Raw genomic sequence first — 13,136 nt, forward strand, 5'->3', positions numbered from 1 at the left:
CCCGCCATATCGAAAAGGTCCTTCCAGGAGAGAGGCACACCGTCGAGCGGGCCGCGCCGAAGTCCCCGTTTCGCGCGGTCGGCGGCGGCGGCGGCTTCCGCGCGGGCGCGCTCCTTCGTCAGCCGTACATAGATGCGGTGGTCGGGGTCGTTTTCCTCGGCATGGGCGAGGAAAACTTCCGTCACGTCGCGCGGATCGGCAACGCAGTCCTCGAAGAGCGCGCCCAGTTCCAGCGCGCTCATATGGCTCCAGTCATGGGTGATGGCGGCGACGGGCTGCTTGCGGGGGGTCGTCACGTCGGAACTCCTTGGCTTTAACAGGCGGTCAGTGCAAGCGGATGGGCATCTTCTCGAACCCGCGGAAAGAGGGCAAATGCCGCCGCCGGGGCTCGCTCGTGCCCGGCTTCATATCCGGGAAGCGTTCAATGAGTTTCGCAATGCCGATCTGCGCTTCGAGACGGGCAAGCGGTGCGCCAAGGCAGATGCGCATGCCGCCTCCGAAGGACTGGTTATGCGTGTCCTCGCGCGTCACGTCGAATTTATGCGGTTCAGGATAGACGGACGGATCGTGGTTCGCGGCCGCGAGCGAGGTGGAAATGGAGCGGCCCGGCCCCACGGCTACACCGCCGACCTCATAGGGCTCCAGTGGGAAGCGCCCGGAATCCGTAACCGGTGAGTCATAGCGCAGCATTTCCTCCACCGCGTTCTCGATCAGGTCGGGATCGGCTTTCAGCTTTTCGAACTCCGCCGGATGAGCCAGCAGCGCATGAACGCCATTGCCGATAAGGTCGGTGGTGGTGACGTTCCCCGCTGTGAGCAATAGCGTGCACATGGAGAGGATCTCGTCATTGGTGAGTTTCTCGCCTTCCTCCTCGGCCCGGATGAGATCGGAAATGAGATCGTCGCTGCGTTCTTGCCGGCGGCGCGCAATCGTTTCGGTGAAAAAGGCCCGCATGGCTTCGGAGGAGGCCTCGATGCGTTGGCGCGTTTCCGGGCTCGCAATGGGGTCGAAGCCGAGCACGATATCGTCCGACCAGCGTTTGAAGTCGTCGCGCCGGTCGAGCGGCACGCCCAGCATCTCCGCAATCACGATGGTGGGGAGGGGGCCTGCGAAAGCCTTGATGAAATCGACTTCCCCTTTTCCTTCCATTTCATCGAGCAACGCGTCGGCGATTTCGCCGATGCGTATCCGCGTGGTTTCGATGGAGCGAGGATTGAAGGCCTGGCTCACCAGACGGCGCAGACGCATATGGTCCGGCTCATCAGAAAAAATCATGGAGGGCTCGAACTCGTCCTCGCGATCTTTGGGCGCGTTGGTGATCAGGCGGATATAGGAGTCGGGCAGCGCGCCCCGCGGATCGACATGGAGCGACTTGTCGCGCAGCACGGCGCGGACATCGTCATGGCGGGTGAGGAAGAGGCGGCCCAGTTCACGGTCGCGGTGGACGGGATCGGCTTGCCGCATCTCGTCCAGCACGCGGTAGAGGTCTTCGCGATAATCGTCGTCTAGCGCGGTCAGGCCGATGCCGGTCTTTGGGGCCGTATGAGGCGCCTTCAGGTCGTCTCGGGTCTCACCCATGGCCGTCTCCTCCCGTTTTTCTTGTTTGTTGGGGAAAGAGTAGCGCTCGGGGAGGGCGCCCGTCCATCGGGGCCTCCCCTGCGACGAGAAGGCACCGGTTAAGCACTGGACATATGGCGGCTTCCGGCCAATCTTGTCGTCATGAGCGAAATGATCGACAGCGATGTGCTGATTGTCGGCGGCGGCCTGTCCGGCCTTCCGCTGGCGCTGGCCCTGGCGCAGGGCGGGCTTCAGGTAACGGCGGTGGACGCGCTGGACCCCGCGACTGCGACGGATGCGAAATTCGACGGGCGGGTTTCCGCCATCGCCTTTGCCTCTTGCCGCATGTTCGACCGGCTGGGGGTGACGCCGCACCTGAAAGGCCGGATGCAGCCCATCAATGACATCGTGGTGTCGGACGGGCGGCTCTCGGAAGGAGCGTCGCCTTTCTTCCTGCATTTCGATCACACGGAAATCGGGGACGAGCCGCTCGGCAATCTGATCGAGAACCGGCATACCCGTATTGCGCTGCAAAAGGCGGTGGCGGCGGAGCCCAATATCCGTCTCGTCGCGCCCAATGCGGTGAAGAGCGTCGAATATGGCGCGTCGCATGTGACGGGGCATCTCGCCGACGGCTCGACGGTGAAGGCCAAGGTTTGCCTTGCCTGTGACGGGCGCGGCTCGCCCACGCGCAATGCAGCGGGTATCAAGACCGTCGGCTGGTCCTACAACCAGACCGGTATCGTCTGCACGGTGGAACATGAGCTGCCGCATGAGGGCGTGGCGCAGGAATATTTCCTGCCCGGCGGGCCGTTCGCCATTCTGCCTATGGTCGGCAACCGCTCCTCGCTCGTCTGGACGGAGAGGACGGCGAATGCGAAAGCGATCCTGTCGCTGAACGATGAAGATTTCACCGAGGAGATGCGCGAGCGTTTCGGCGATTATCTGGGCGACTGCGCGCCGGTCGGCCCGCGTTGGTCCTATCCGCTGACACTCCAGCTGTCGCGCGAATATGTGCGGCCGCGCCTGGCGCTGGTCGCCGATGCCGCGCATGGCGTGCACCCGATCGCCGGGCAGGGGCTCAATCTGGGCCTGCGCGATGTGGCGGCGCTGGCCGAAGTGCTGGTGGATGCCGCTAGGCTCGGGCTTGATATCGGCCAGATCGATGTGTTGAAGCGCTATGAGCAATGGCGCCGCTTCGACAACACCGCGCTCTCCTTCATGATGGACGGGCTCAACCGGCTGTTCTCCAATGACATCGCGCCCGTGCGTCTTGCGCGCGATCTGGGGCTCGGCGCCGTCAACCAGATCGGCCCGCTCCGCCGGCTCTTCATGCGTCATGCCGGCGGCGCGGTCGGCGATCTGCCGAGGCTTCTCAGGGGCGAGGCGGTTTAGCGCCCAACCCCTTTCATGCCTTCTTCGGTGTAGCGGTCGCCAGCAATTGCCGCGGGATCGAATATGCCATCAAGCATGGCGATCTCATCCGCACTCAGGGCGATATCCATCGCAGCGATGTTTTCCATAAGATATTTCTCACGGCGCGTGCCGGGGATGGGAATGACGATGTCGTTCTTTTCCACCAGCCAGGCCAATGCGATCTGCGCCGGGGTTGCGTCCTTGTCTCCGGCAAAGGCTTTCAGTCTGTCGACCAGCGTCGTATTGCGCTCGGCCGCTTCGCCATTGAAGCGGGGCAGTATGGAGCGGAAATCGTCCTTGCCGAATGCGGCCGGATCGCTGGCGGTGCCGGTCAGGAAAGCGCGGCCGAGCGGCGAATAGGCAACGAAGGAAATGCCCAGATCGCGGCAGGCGTCGAGCACGCCGTTCTCTTCCGGGTCGCGCGTCCAGAGCGAATACTCGCTTTGCAGGGCTGTGATCGGGTGGACCGCATGGGCGCGGCGTAACGTGTCCTCATTGACTTCCGAGAGCCCGATGGCGCGCACCTTGCCCGCATCGACCAGGCGCGACATCGCGCCGACGGAGTCTTCCACCGGCACGTCCGGGTTGCGGCGATGCATGTAATAGAGGTCGATATGGTCGGTCCCGAGCCGCTTCAATGAGGCGTCGCAGGCCTCCATGACATATTCGGGCCGGTTGTCGATCTCCTGGGCATATTCGCCGGGCTTGCGGCGGATGCCGAACTTGGTGGCCAGGATCAGTTTGTCCCGCTTGTCAGCGATGAAACCGGCCAACAGCTTTTCATTGTGGCCGGAGCCGTACATATCCGCCGTGTCGTAGAAATCGACGCCTTCCTCGAAGGCCCGTTTCAGCGTGGCGCGGGAGAGGTCGTCATCGGTCGCGCCATAGGCGAAGGACATGCCCATGCAGCCCAATCCCGGCAGTGTCACTTCCATATCCGTCCGTCCAAGCATGCGTTTTTTCATGAGGTCCTCCTATTGGGGCGATTGCGCGGGATGATGCGTGAGCCCTATCTGGGGACGAATAGACCGTTCGATAATCACCAACATTTCGAATATAATGATGAGATGAATTCATCAAACACCCGGCCCGGTTTCGATCAGTTCATCCTGTTCATCGCCATCGCCGAGCGGCGGAGCTTTCGCGCGGCGGCGAAGGCGCTGGGCCTGTCGCCCTCGGCAGTGAGCCATTCCATCCGTGCGCTGGAAGAACGTCTGGGGGTCCGGCTTTTCGAGCGGACGACACGCAGCGTGGCGTTGACGGCTGCGGGGCAGGCGCTTTTGAACCGGCTCGGACCGGCCTTGCGCGAGATCGACCATGCAGTGGACGCGGCCCGCGCTTTTGGCGAGGCGCCGCGCGGCGATCTCCGGATCAATACGCCTGCCACCGCTGCGCGGCTCTGTCTCGAGCCGCTTGTGCCGCGCTTTCTCAGGGCCTATCCCGGGGTTCGGCTCGAAATCGTTACAAATGATGAGCTGGCCGACATCGTCGCGGCCGGCTGCCACGCAGGCGTGCGGCTGGGTGAACAGCTTGATGGCGATATGATCGCCGTGCCCCTCGGCGGGGCGCAGCGTTTTGCCTTCGTCGCCGCGCCCGACTATCTGGCAAAGTATGGCGTGCCGCAAGCGCCCGATGAGTTGTCGGCGCATGCGCTCATCGCGCGGCGTTTTCCGGGCGGGAATGTCTATGACTGGGAATTTGAAAAGGATGGCCGCGAGATGCGCGTGCGTCCCGCCGGACCGCTTGTCGTCGACAGGCCCGACACGGCGGTCGCGGCGGCGTGCGACGGAGCGGGCATTGCCATCGTCATGGAGGGGCTGGTCGAAGATGAGATCGAGGCGGGACGCCTGACGCGCATTCTGGAAGACTGGTGCGCCCCGTTTGACGGTTTCTATCTCTATTATCCGGGCCGCCGGCAGGTGCCGCCTCAGCTCCGCGCCTTTGTGGATTTTGTGCGGGCCAACGCCGGGTCGGCGAGCCGTTTGGGTGCGACGAGGCTGTAGCTGCGGCGCAGGAACGTCTCGACTTCATCCCAATCCACGCCGGGGCCGAGCGACATGCCGACCCAGCCTTTCGGACCGACATAGGGCGGGATAAAGAAACGTGCCGGGTCCGCGCCGACCAGCACGCGCTGGCTGCCAGGCGGCGCCTTGCACCACACCGACACTGCATCTTCCCAGGGCCGGTCCATTGCGAATATCTTGTCGTTCACGCGATAGGTCGGGCCGCGCTTCATCGCCTTCTCGGTCGCTTCGGGAAGCGCGAGACACAGCATTCGGAGTTTCGTGGACGCATTAGCTGCCATGGGATCCTCCTCGCAGGAGGACTATAGCCTGTCGGACAGGCGGAGTCGGTCAATCTCGGCTGAGGCCTTTCTGCTCCAGCGCGTAGAGATAGTCGGTCCAGATCTTTTCCTGATCCCTTCCGAGCCGATAAAGCGTTTCCCAGGTGTAGAGGCCGGTGTCGTGGCCGTCGGAAAAGACAAGGCGGACGGCGTAGTTGCCGACTGGCTCAAGGCCGTCGATGGCGACATCGCGCTTGCCGCCGAGGGTCACCTTCTGGCTGGTGCCATGGCCCTGTACTTCCGCCGACGGGCTTTCGACGCGCAGATATTCCGCAGGCAGATGGAATGTCTTACCGTCATCGAACGTAACTTCGAGGGCGCGTTCGGATTTTCTGAGCTTGATGTCGGTCGGCCATGGGGTCGGGGAAGCGTCGGCCATGGGGCTTAGTCGTCCAGCGCGCGGGCTTCGTCCACCAGCATGATGGGAATGCCGTCGCGGATCGGGAAGGCGAGCTTCGCTTTTTCCGAGACCAGTTCCTGCTTTTCGCGGTCATAGGTGAGCGTGGATTTGGTCAGCGGGCAGACCAGAATTTCCAGCAGTTTCGGATCCACTTCCGGCCGGGCGCCGCGCGGGGCGGTTTCTGTGTTCTCGCTCATCCTGTTTCCTTTTTGGCGGGCGGTCTTTCGCGCGCCCTTATGCCATGAAACCCATGCGGGGAGAAATTACTGAACGGTGTTGCCGTTATCCGACCCCTGGAGAGCCACCTCGGTGAGGGCGATCAGCATCTGGTTGCGGTCTTCCAGGGTCCGGGCCTCCAGCAGCGCCTGCTTTTCTTTCGGCCCGTAGGGGCTGATGGTGCACAGCGAGTTTACGAGGTTCTCGTTCGACGACGCCTTGATGGCGCGCCAGTCTGCCTGAAGTTCATAGACGTCCAGATATTGTTTCAACACTTCGATGAGGCGCTCGCGGCTCACCTCCTCCTCGCCCCGGCCAGGGGTGAGGTCGTCGACATACTCGTCCCACGCGACCTCGCATTGCCGGTAGGGCGTCATCGCGTCGAGTTCCCTGACGATGCTGAAACGGGAAATGCCGGTCAGTGTGATGACCAGCCGCCCGTCCGGCGTTTCGGCATAAGAGGTGATGCGGCCCGCGCAGCCCACTTTCAGCAGCGGCGGATTGTCGGAGGGGCGGATCACATCTTCCGATTCCGGCTCGGGCTGGACCATGCCGATGATACGCTCGCCGCGCATCGCGTCGTCCACCATCTGCAGATAGCGCGGCTCGAAAATATTCAGCGGCAATTGCCCGCGCGGCAGCAGCAGCGCGCCGGCCAGCGGAAAGACGGGGATTACCGAGGGCAGGTCCTCAAGGGATCGGTATCGGTCGGTGAGTCCCAAAATGCGTCCTTTGCTGGCTGGCCGGTCGTTCAGCTGAACAGGATGGAAGAAAGGCGGCGGCGGCCGGCAAGCGTTGCCTCGTCCGTCGGGCCATAGGCGTCGAAGAATTCCAGAAGCTGCTTGCGGGCGGCTTCATCGTTCCAGCCGCGATCGACCTCGATGATGTTGAGAAGCTGCTCCACTGCGCCTTCCCGGTCGCCGCGTCCATTGAGCGCGAGGGCGAGGTCGAAGCGGGCCTGATGGTCTTTCGGATTTTCGGCGAGTTTCGCCTCCAGCTCGGCCGTGTCGCCTGCTTCATCCGCTTTCTGGGCCAGCGAGAGGGCGGCCTGCGCGGATTTGTAGTCGGGATCGTTGGTCGCATCGGGGCGGATGAGCGCCAGCGTCTGGCGGGCGCGCTCCAGATCGCCATTGGCGATATAGCACTGCGCAAGGCCGGAGACGGCGGCCGGGTGGCCCGGCTCCTGCTGGATGACCTCGGCAAAGGCCTGGGCGGCGCGGTTCAGATCGCCGCCTTCGAAGGCGGCCTTGCCGAGCGTGACGAGCTGGTCGGTCTGGGTGGGGCCGGGCTCGGGCGCGCCGAGGCCCTTGATGAATTCCTTCAGCTGGCTTTCCGGGATCGCGCCCATGAAGCCGTCCACCGGCTGGCCGTCGCGGAAGGCATAGACGGCGGGGATCGACTGCACGCGAAGCTGCTGGGCGACTTCCGGGTGGTCGTCGATATTCATCTTTACGAGCTTCACCGCGCCGCGCGCCTCGCGCACCACCTTTTCGAGGATGGGCGTGAGCTGCTTGCAGGGGCCGCACCAGGGCGCCCAGAAATCCACCAGCACGGGCACCTTTTTGGAGGCCTCGACGACATCGGCCATGAAGTTCTGCGTGGTGGTTTCCTTGATGAGGTCGCCATCCGCGCCGCCTGCGCCGCCATTGCCGCCCCCGCTACCCAGGGGGGAGGCGCCCGCGTTTCCGTTGCCGATAATGGGGTCCATGTTTCTCCGGCCTTTCCATCCTGACCTTGCTCCCCAGAAGATGGGGCGAGGCCATGCGAAAACAATGATTTAGCTCATGGTTTAGCGAGAAGCGCGGGCGAGCGAAAGGGGGCGCGGGCGTAACAGGCGGCCCGGGAAGGCGCTCGAGGGCGTCGAGGCGGCGGATTCGGTCGCAAAATTGTCGTCGAGCTTCTTTTTGGCCCTTGCATTGGCTCAAGCGATAGGTCATAAAACCGCCCTCACAGGCAGCCGGTTCCGCCGGATTTTGCCTGACCCGGATGCGGGCGTAGCTCAGGGGTAGAGCACAACCTTGCCAAGGTTGGGGTCGTGAGTTCGAATCTCATCGCCCGCTCCAGTTTTATCGCGAAAATTTATTTCGTTTCGTCGGACCACCGTTGGGTGCGTCCGGGGCTCTGTCGCGGGCTTGTCGGGGCCGCGCGCAGTACCTACGTTCATAAGATCGAACCCCGGAAAAAAGGAATATTTTGTGATTGTCGTTGTTTCCAGAATGGCTGGAACGGTCGCGTGAGCCATCGGGTTCCGTAAAGGGGCCTGATTAGGCGCAGAAATTGTTCTGCGCGGACTCACTATTCGCCGGCCGAAGCCAGCCTCGGCGAGGGCGCCTGAGCGCGCGCGAGCCTTTTCTGTGCTTTTCGCACCCATGGGTGCGTCTCCAAGACAGCTGGTGAACAACAATGACATCGCAAAATGCCGATCTGGCCGAACTCGGCTGGACGCCTTTCTTTCAATCTCAAAACACAATCGACGACCTGTCCCGCTTTCTTCCCGTGCGCGTGATGGCGGTCCATCGCGGACAGCTTGCCGTGGCAGGAGACGGGTTCGAGATGACGATCCCCTCCCATATGCCGAACGCCCTCTCGGAAGAGGAATATCCGACGGTGGGCGATTGGCTGCTTGTCGATCACGACACGTTTCGGCCCGACTGTATTCTGCGCCGGACGAGCCTGTTCAAGAGGCGAGCGCCCGGTACGGGGCGCAAGCTGCAACTCATCGCGGCCAATATCGATACGCTCTTCATCGTTTCGTCCTGCAATCAGGACTTCAATGTCGCGCGGCTGGAGCGCTATCTCGTGCTGGCACGGGAAGCAGGCGTTACGCCTGTCGTGGTGTTGACCAAGGCGGATCTGGCCGATGCGCCGGAAGACTATGCCAAGGCGGCCCGCAGCCTCATGCCGGGGCTGATGGTCGAGACCGTCAATGCGCGCGATCCTGAAAGCGTTGCCGGGATCGCTGCATGGTGCGGCGTAGGCCAGACAGTGGCTCTGCTCGGCTCCTCGGGTGTCGGTAAGTCGACGCTTGTCGGCACGCTGACGGGGGCCGGCGATATTGCGACGCAGGCGATCCGCGATGACGATGACAAGGGGCGGCATACGACAACGGCCCGATCGCTGCGCCGACTGGAAAAGGGCGGATGGCTGCTCGACACGCCCGGCATGCGCGAACTGCAACTGACCGAGGCGGCTGCGGGGGTCGAAGAGGTTTTCGAAGACATCGTTGCGCTGTCGCGGCAGTGCCGCTTTTCCGATTGCGCGCATGACGCCGAGCCCGGCTGTGCCGTGCAGGCCGCTCTCGATGCGGGGGCGCTGGATATGGCGCGCTTCAACCGCTGGCGGAAACTCGCAGCCGAGGAAGCCTATAATAGCGAAACGCTTTCGGAGCGGCGGGCCCGCGACCGTGCGTTCGGTAAAATGGTGCGATCCGTTTCAAGGGAAAAGGCGAAAAGGAAAGAGCAATGATCCGCCTCACTCCCCCTTCTTCGCCGTCAGACGGCGTCGCGCCTCGTCCAGCAATAGCTGGGCGGGGAGGGGGCGTGTCTTCGCAGGCCTTGTGACGAGATAGACCGGGTAGCTCGGCAGCGGGCGGTAGGACAGCAGCGGCCATAGCTCGCGACGCCTCACTTCCTCTTCCACGATGCAGGTCGGCAGGAAGCCGATGGCGGCGCCTGTAAGGATCAGGCGTTTCAACTCGCCCAGATCCTCCGAGCCGCCGCGCGCATTTTTGCCGAGGCCGAACTGGCGGCGGAAATTCATCAGCTCCACCGGTTCGTCGCGTCCCGTCAGGAAGAAATGCTCGTCCGCCAGCGCGCGCGGATTGTCGAAGCTCTGGCCGAACAGCGCATGGTTCGCGCTGCAATAGAGCTGCTGCGTTTCGCTGAAGAGCGGCTCATAGGCGAGTACGGAATCGAGGATCTGCACATAGGCAATGCCCGCATCCGCCTCGCCCGTGCGGACCGCATCGAGAATGCTCTGCCAGGGCGCGAGGTCGATAGAGACTTCCAGCAGCGGGTGGCGGCGCGCCATGGCGGCGAGGATCTGGTCGAACTCGCGGTCGCGGATGCTCGACATGATCGCGATGCGCAGATGACCGCGCACGCTGCCCGCGGCCTGTGTCAGCAGGTCGGGCGCCTGACGCATCAGCTCCACCATTTCAGACGAAATGTCGAAAATGATCCGGCCCTCCGGCGTCAGCGAAAAGCCGCCGGGGCCTCGCTCGCATAGCTGAACGCCGAGCTGGTCTTCGAGGCGGGAAAGGGCCTGGCTGGTGGCGGGCTGCTGGCGGCCCAACGCCCGGGCAGCGGCGCTCACACCGCCATGCTGGACGATTTCGTGAAAGAGCCGCATCAGGTTCCAGTCCAGGCGGCGCCAAAGCAGGTCGTGAGGGGTCATGGGGCTCTTCATCGCGGCATATCCCGGTCCCCGAACCCTAGCACAAGAACGCCCCTCCCGCGGGCTCCGTGCTCGTCAAACGGAGTGCCGCGAGAGGGGCGACTGCTGCCCCCCGGCAATGTTTCGCGTCAGTCGGCGGTGTAGCCGGAGGCGACGAGTTCCTGCATCGGCTTCAACGAGACGCCGCCCTCGAAGGGAGGCTTCTTGTCGATCAGGCCGAACTTCACCCACCAATCGGCGGTGAGGTCGAAATGGTCTTTGATCTGACCATGGGTCTGGCCGAGATTGGCCATGGTCGGGTCGCCGTCGATGACGCCCATGAACTGGCCGGCATCCTTCAGGCCATAGACCACGATGCCGCCCTTAAGCGGCTTGCCGTCCGCGCCGATGATCGCTTCCACGTCGGCGACGGTGTAGCCCAGTGCCTTGGCGATGATCTTGTTCGACTCCGTCGGATGCTCGCGCCAGTACTTTACACCGGCGAAATAGGCCTTCATGGCGAGCGCGGCAGCGCCGTTCTTTTGCTCGATGAAGCCTTCGCGCATATACATCGCGTCGCCCAGCAGGCTCGTCTTCGACCAATAGGGCGTGGCGGAGTTCGCCATCACCTTGGCGCCCGGCAGGTTCTCCAGCACGTTCCGGCCATAGGGCTCCCAGAACTCGCCGCCGGCGACCTGACCGCTCAGCATGGCGGCCATGGCACTGTCCATGACGAGGTTGACGAATTTCACGTCCTTGATGGAGACGCCGTTGTTCTCAAGCCAGATGCCCATATAGATCTGGGTGAGACCGCCTTCGAGCACGGCGACGCTCTTGCCCTTCAGGTCGGCGGCAGACTTGATCTCGGGGCGGACGATGATCTTGTCCGTACCCCAGGAGGGGTTGGTGTTGGCGACGAGGCGCACCGGGTTGCCCTCGGCGGAGGCCAGCGGCGCATATTCCGCCGTGCTGGATGCAACATCGAGTTTGCCCGCCGACATCAGCGCGAAGCTCTGATAGGGGTCCTCGATGATCTGAATGTCGAGATTGACCTCGGGAACGAGGTTCTTTTCCTTGGCGACATACCAGAAGGCATAGCCCGGCCAGGAAAAGAGCGACACGCGCGCCGTGACGGGTTCGGCGGCGCGGGCGATGCCGGAGGCGGCGAAGACCGCCAGCAGGGCGACGGTCATACCAAGCCGAAAAGCCCGGCCCGGCATGTAGCCCCTGATCGAGTAAGTCATAATCATACTCCTTGCTCGGCGGGTACTCGTCCGCCGCTCAGTTGCGTTCCCGCTCGAAGCGTTCATAGGGGAACAGGATGTTTCCGGCGAAGCGGAAGAGAAGATCGAAGATGACGCCCAGCACGCCGATGGTCAGGATGCCTGCCATGACGTCGTCGACGCGCACGAAGCGCTGGGCGCGCATCATCATCGCGCCGATGCCGTCTGTGGCGGCGACGATTTCGGCGATGACAAGATAGGTCCAGCTCACCGCCAGCATCTGGCGCAATCCATCCCAGACGCGGGGCAGCGAGGCCGGCGCAATAATCCGTAGAAAGACGAGAGGTGTGTTGGCGCCGAGCGTGCGGGCGGACTCCACGAGTTCGCGGGGCACGCTGCGCACATGGTCTGCGATGATGGTGATGAGGAACCAGATCACGCCGAGGAAGAGAAGCGCGATCTTCTGTTCGTCGCCCGGGCCGAACCACATCAGGAGAAGCGGGACGAAGGCGGGCGCGGGCAGATAACGGAAGGCGGAGACGACCGGCGAGAAGAACGCGGAGACCGCGGCCAGCGTGCCGATGAGCAACCCCAGAGGATAGGCGATCGCGGTGGCGACCAGAAAACTTAGAGCGATGCGGTAGATGCTCACCATCACATCGTCGGCGAAGCCGTGCGCCAGCAAGTCGATGAGCGCGCTGCCGACCTGAAGGGGGGGAGGCAGAAGCCGGGGCGACGTCAGCCCCAGTACGGATGTCAGTTGCCAGCAGAGCAGAAAGGCGCCTGCGCCCAGAACGCCAAGCGCAAATCTGCGCCGGCGGGAGATCGTCCCGTAGATCTCGAACAAGCTCCTTTTCGGCATCGGGGAAGACCTGCGTCGGGGCTGGACGGATGTTTCGAGGACCGGTTCTGCTGTCATGTACCCCTCACACGGGCTTCGCGCCCGAAGGAGGAAAGACCGAGGCTTCCTTCCGGCATGTCGATCTCGCCGCGGGCGAGACGTTCCTTCAGATAGGTGAAAGTCTGAACGGTCTGTGCATGGAGATGCTCGCCCGCGATGACGGGCGGATAGGCCGCTGGACGGTCAGCTGAGACAAAGGCGGGAAGCGGTTCCACCTTCGTCCAGTAGTCGCAGGAAAAGAAGAGCGGGAAGGAATAGCGTTCCTCCTGCACCTTGCGCACGCGATGCGAGGTGGCGGTGAAGACGCCGTTCGACCAGACTTCCAGCATGTCGCCGATATTGACGACGAACGCTCCTTCGACGGGCGGGGCGTCGATCCACTCGCCCTTGCCGTTCATCACTTCCAGTCCCGGTGCGGTCGGCAGCAGCAGGGTGAAAACCTCATAATCGGTATGCGCGCCGATGCCCTGAACATCGGGAGCGGGATCGTAAGGGTAGTGAATGAGGCGAAGCTGCGATGGCGGCTTGGCGAAATATTCGTCAAGCGCCGTCGGCTCGAGCCCCAGCGCTTCGGCAAAACCGTGCAGCAGGCGATGACCGAGCGCGAAGATTGCGTCGTAATAGGCGGAAACGGCATCGTGGAATTCGGGCATGTCTTCCGGCCATTGATTGGGGCCGAGAAGCGGATTGCCGCTTACATAATCC

Annotated in this window: 15 protein-coding genes and 1 tRNA gene; 4 read left to right on the top strand and 12 right to left on the bottom strand. The window is 63.2% G+C overall.

The annotated features are described in order from the left end of the window. Together CMI59_RS03285 and CMI59_RS03290 are read right to left on the bottom strand one after the other, a co-directional pair. The coding region (locus CMI59_RS03285) for an amidase family protein (RefSeq protein WP_293324705.1) at nt 1-296 on the bottom strand (296 nt) is incomplete at its 3' end. 28 nt (nt 297-324) lie between these two features. Beyond that, nucleotides 325-1,578: a cytochrome P450 gene (locus tag CMI59_RS03290; protein ID WP_293324708.1), complete on the bottom strand. Its 1,254-nt coding sequence runs from the start codon at nt 1,576-1,578 to the stop codon at nt 325-327. 141 nt (nt 1,579-1,719) lie between these two features. Between CMI59_RS03290 and CMI59_RS03295 the strand changes: the two genes are divergently transcribed. After that, nucleotides 1,720-2,952, top strand: coding sequence for an FAD-dependent monooxygenase (locus CMI59_RS03295; RefSeq protein WP_293324711.1), 1,233 nt, complete (start codon nt 1,720-1,722; stop codon nt 2,950-2,952). Here the strand turns inward: CMI59_RS03295 and CMI59_RS03300 are convergent. After that, complete coding sequence (locus CMI59_RS03300; RefSeq protein ID WP_293324714.1) at nt 2,949-3,938, bottom strand: aldo/keto reductase; 990 nt, start codon at nt 3,936-3,938, stop codon at nt 2,949-2,951. The genes CMI59_RS03295 and CMI59_RS03300 overlap by 4 nt on opposite strands. A 102-nt stretch (nt 3,939-4,040) precedes the next feature. On the opposite strand from CMI59_RS03300, the gene CMI59_RS03305 reads away from it, so the two are divergent. Then, nucleotides 4,041-4,976 carry a LysR family transcriptional regulator gene (locus tag CMI59_RS03305; protein ID WP_293324717.1) on the top strand — a complete coding sequence of 312 codons (936 nt, stop codon included), beginning with the start codon at nt 4,041-4,043 and terminating at the stop codon, nt 4,974-4,976. Here CMI59_RS03305 and CMI59_RS03310 read toward each other — a convergent pair. The 5 genes from CMI59_RS03310 to trxA all read right to left on the bottom strand — a co-directional run bounded on the left by CMI59_RS03310 (nt 4,901) and on the right by trxA (nt 7,641). Next, nucleotides 4,901-5,278 (bottom strand): MmcQ/YjbR family DNA-binding protein, encoded by a 378-nt coding sequence (locus CMI59_RS03310; protein ID WP_293324720.1) that lies wholly within the window; start codon nt 5,276-5,278, stop codon nt 4,901-4,903. The two genes, CMI59_RS03305 and CMI59_RS03310, sit on opposite strands and share 76 nt — an antisense overlap. A gap of 49 nt (nt 5,279-5,327) precedes the next feature. Then, nucleotides 5,328-5,696, bottom strand: a complete 369-nt coding sequence (locus tag CMI59_RS03315; protein ID WP_293324723.1) for a DUF971 domain-containing protein — start codon at nt 5,694-5,696, stop codon at nt 5,328-5,330. Between the two features lie 5 nt (nt 5,697-5,701). Next, nucleotides 5,702-5,914 (bottom strand): Trm112 family protein, encoded by a 213-nt coding sequence (locus CMI59_RS03320; protein WP_293324726.1) that lies wholly within the window; start codon nt 5,912-5,914, stop codon nt 5,702-5,704. Nucleotides 5,915-5,980: 66 nt separating this feature from the next. Then, the gene (locus CMI59_RS03325; RefSeq protein ID WP_293324729.1) at nt 5,981-6,655 is read right to left on the bottom strand and encodes an LON peptidase substrate-binding domain-containing protein; all 675 of its coding nucleotides are present in this window, start codon (nt 6,653-6,655) and stop codon (nt 5,981-5,983) included. A gap of 29 nt (nt 6,656-6,684) precedes the next feature. Further along, nucleotides 6,685-7,641 (bottom strand): thioredoxin, encoded by a 957-nt coding sequence (gene trxA, locus CMI59_RS03330; protein ID WP_293324732.1) that lies wholly within the window; start codon nt 7,639-7,641, stop codon nt 6,685-6,687. A gap of 280 nt (nt 7,642-7,921) precedes the next feature. Between trxA and CMI59_RS03335 the strand changes: the two genes are divergently transcribed. Both CMI59_RS03335 and rsgA read left to right on the top strand, forming a co-directional pair. Continuing rightward, nucleotides 7,922-7,996: transfer RNA gene (locus tag CMI59_RS03335), tRNA-Gly, on the top strand. A 340-nt stretch (nt 7,997-8,336) separates the two neighbouring features. After that, the gene (gene rsgA, locus CMI59_RS03340) at nt 8,337-9,398 is read left to right on the top strand and encodes a ribosome small subunit-dependent GTPase A (protein ID WP_293324734.1); all 1,062 of its coding nucleotides are present in this window, start codon (nt 8,337-8,339) and stop codon (nt 9,396-9,398) included. A gap of 6 nt (nt 9,399-9,404) precedes the next feature. Here the strand turns inward: rsgA and CMI59_RS03345 are convergent, their stop codons facing one another. The 4 genes from CMI59_RS03345 to CMI59_RS03360 all read right to left on the bottom strand — a co-directional run. Then, complete coding sequence (locus tag CMI59_RS03345) at nt 9,405-10,328, bottom strand: LysR family transcriptional regulator (RefSeq protein ID WP_293324736.1); 924 nt, start codon at nt 10,326-10,328, stop codon at nt 9,405-9,407. 128 nt (nt 10,329-10,456) lie between these two features. Continuing rightward, nucleotides 10,457-11,551 (bottom strand): ABC transporter substrate-binding protein, encoded by a 1,095-nt coding sequence (locus CMI59_RS03350; protein WP_293324739.1) that lies wholly within the window; start codon nt 11,549-11,551, stop codon nt 10,457-10,459. Nucleotides 11,552-11,588: 37 nt separating this feature from the next. Continuing rightward, entirely contained in the window at nt 11,589-12,377 is a 789-nt protein-coding gene (locus CMI59_RS03355) for an ABC transporter permease (RefSeq protein WP_293324742.1), read from the bottom strand. A 68-nt stretch (nt 12,378-12,445) separates the two neighbouring features. Further along, nucleotides 12,446-13,136: 2OG-Fe(II) oxygenase family protein (locus tag CMI59_RS03360; protein ID WP_293324744.1), on the bottom strand; the 691-nt coding region annotated here is incomplete at its 5' end.

Source organism: Parvibaculum sp., from assembly GCF_002684405.1.
Lineage (GTDB): Bacteria > Pseudomonadota > Alphaproteobacteria > Parvibaculales > Parvibaculaceae > Parvibaculum.

Bases quoted from the DNA above. Each gene is read 5' to 3' on its own strand.
- CMI59_RS03290 (WP_293324708.1), bottom strand. From the start codon at position 1,578: ATGGGTGAGACCCGAGACGACCTGAAGGCGCCTCATACGGCCCCAAAG.
- CMI59_RS03295 (WP_293324711.1), top strand. From the start codon at position 1,720: ATGAGCGAAATGATCGACAGCGATGTGCTGATTGTCGGCGGCGGCCTG.
- CMI59_RS03300 (WP_293324714.1), bottom strand. From the start codon at position 3,938: ATGAAAAAACGCATGCTTGGACGGACGGATATGGAAGTGACACTGCCG.
- CMI59_RS03305 (WP_293324717.1), top strand. From the start codon at position 4,041: ATGAATTCATCAAACACCCGGCCCGGTTTCGATCAGTTCATCCTGTTC.
- CMI59_RS03310 (WP_293324720.1), bottom strand. From the start codon at position 5,278: ATGGCAGCTAATGCGTCCACGAAACTCCGAATGCTGTGTCTCGCGCTT.
- CMI59_RS03315 (WP_293324723.1), bottom strand. From the start codon at position 5,696: ATGGCCGACGCTTCCCCGACCCCATGGCCGACCGACATCAAGCTCAGA.
- CMI59_RS03320 (WP_293324726.1), bottom strand. From the start codon at position 5,914: ATGAGCGAGAACACAGAAACCGCCCCGCGCGGCGCCCGGCCGGAAGTG.
- trxA (WP_293324732.1), bottom strand. From the start codon at position 7,641: ATGGACCCCATTATCGGCAACGGAAACGCGGGCGCCTCCCCCCTGGGT.
- rsgA (WP_293324734.1), top strand. From the start codon at position 8,337: ATGACATCGCAAAATGCCGATCTGGCCGAACTCGGCTGGACGCCTTTC.
- CMI59_RS03345 (WP_293324736.1), bottom strand. From the start codon at position 10,328: ATGACCCCTCACGACCTGCTTTGGCGCCGCCTGGACTGGAACCTGATG.
- CMI59_RS03350 (WP_293324739.1), bottom strand. From the start codon at position 11,551: ATGACTTACTCGATCAGGGGCTACATGCCGGGCCGGGCTTTTCGGCTT.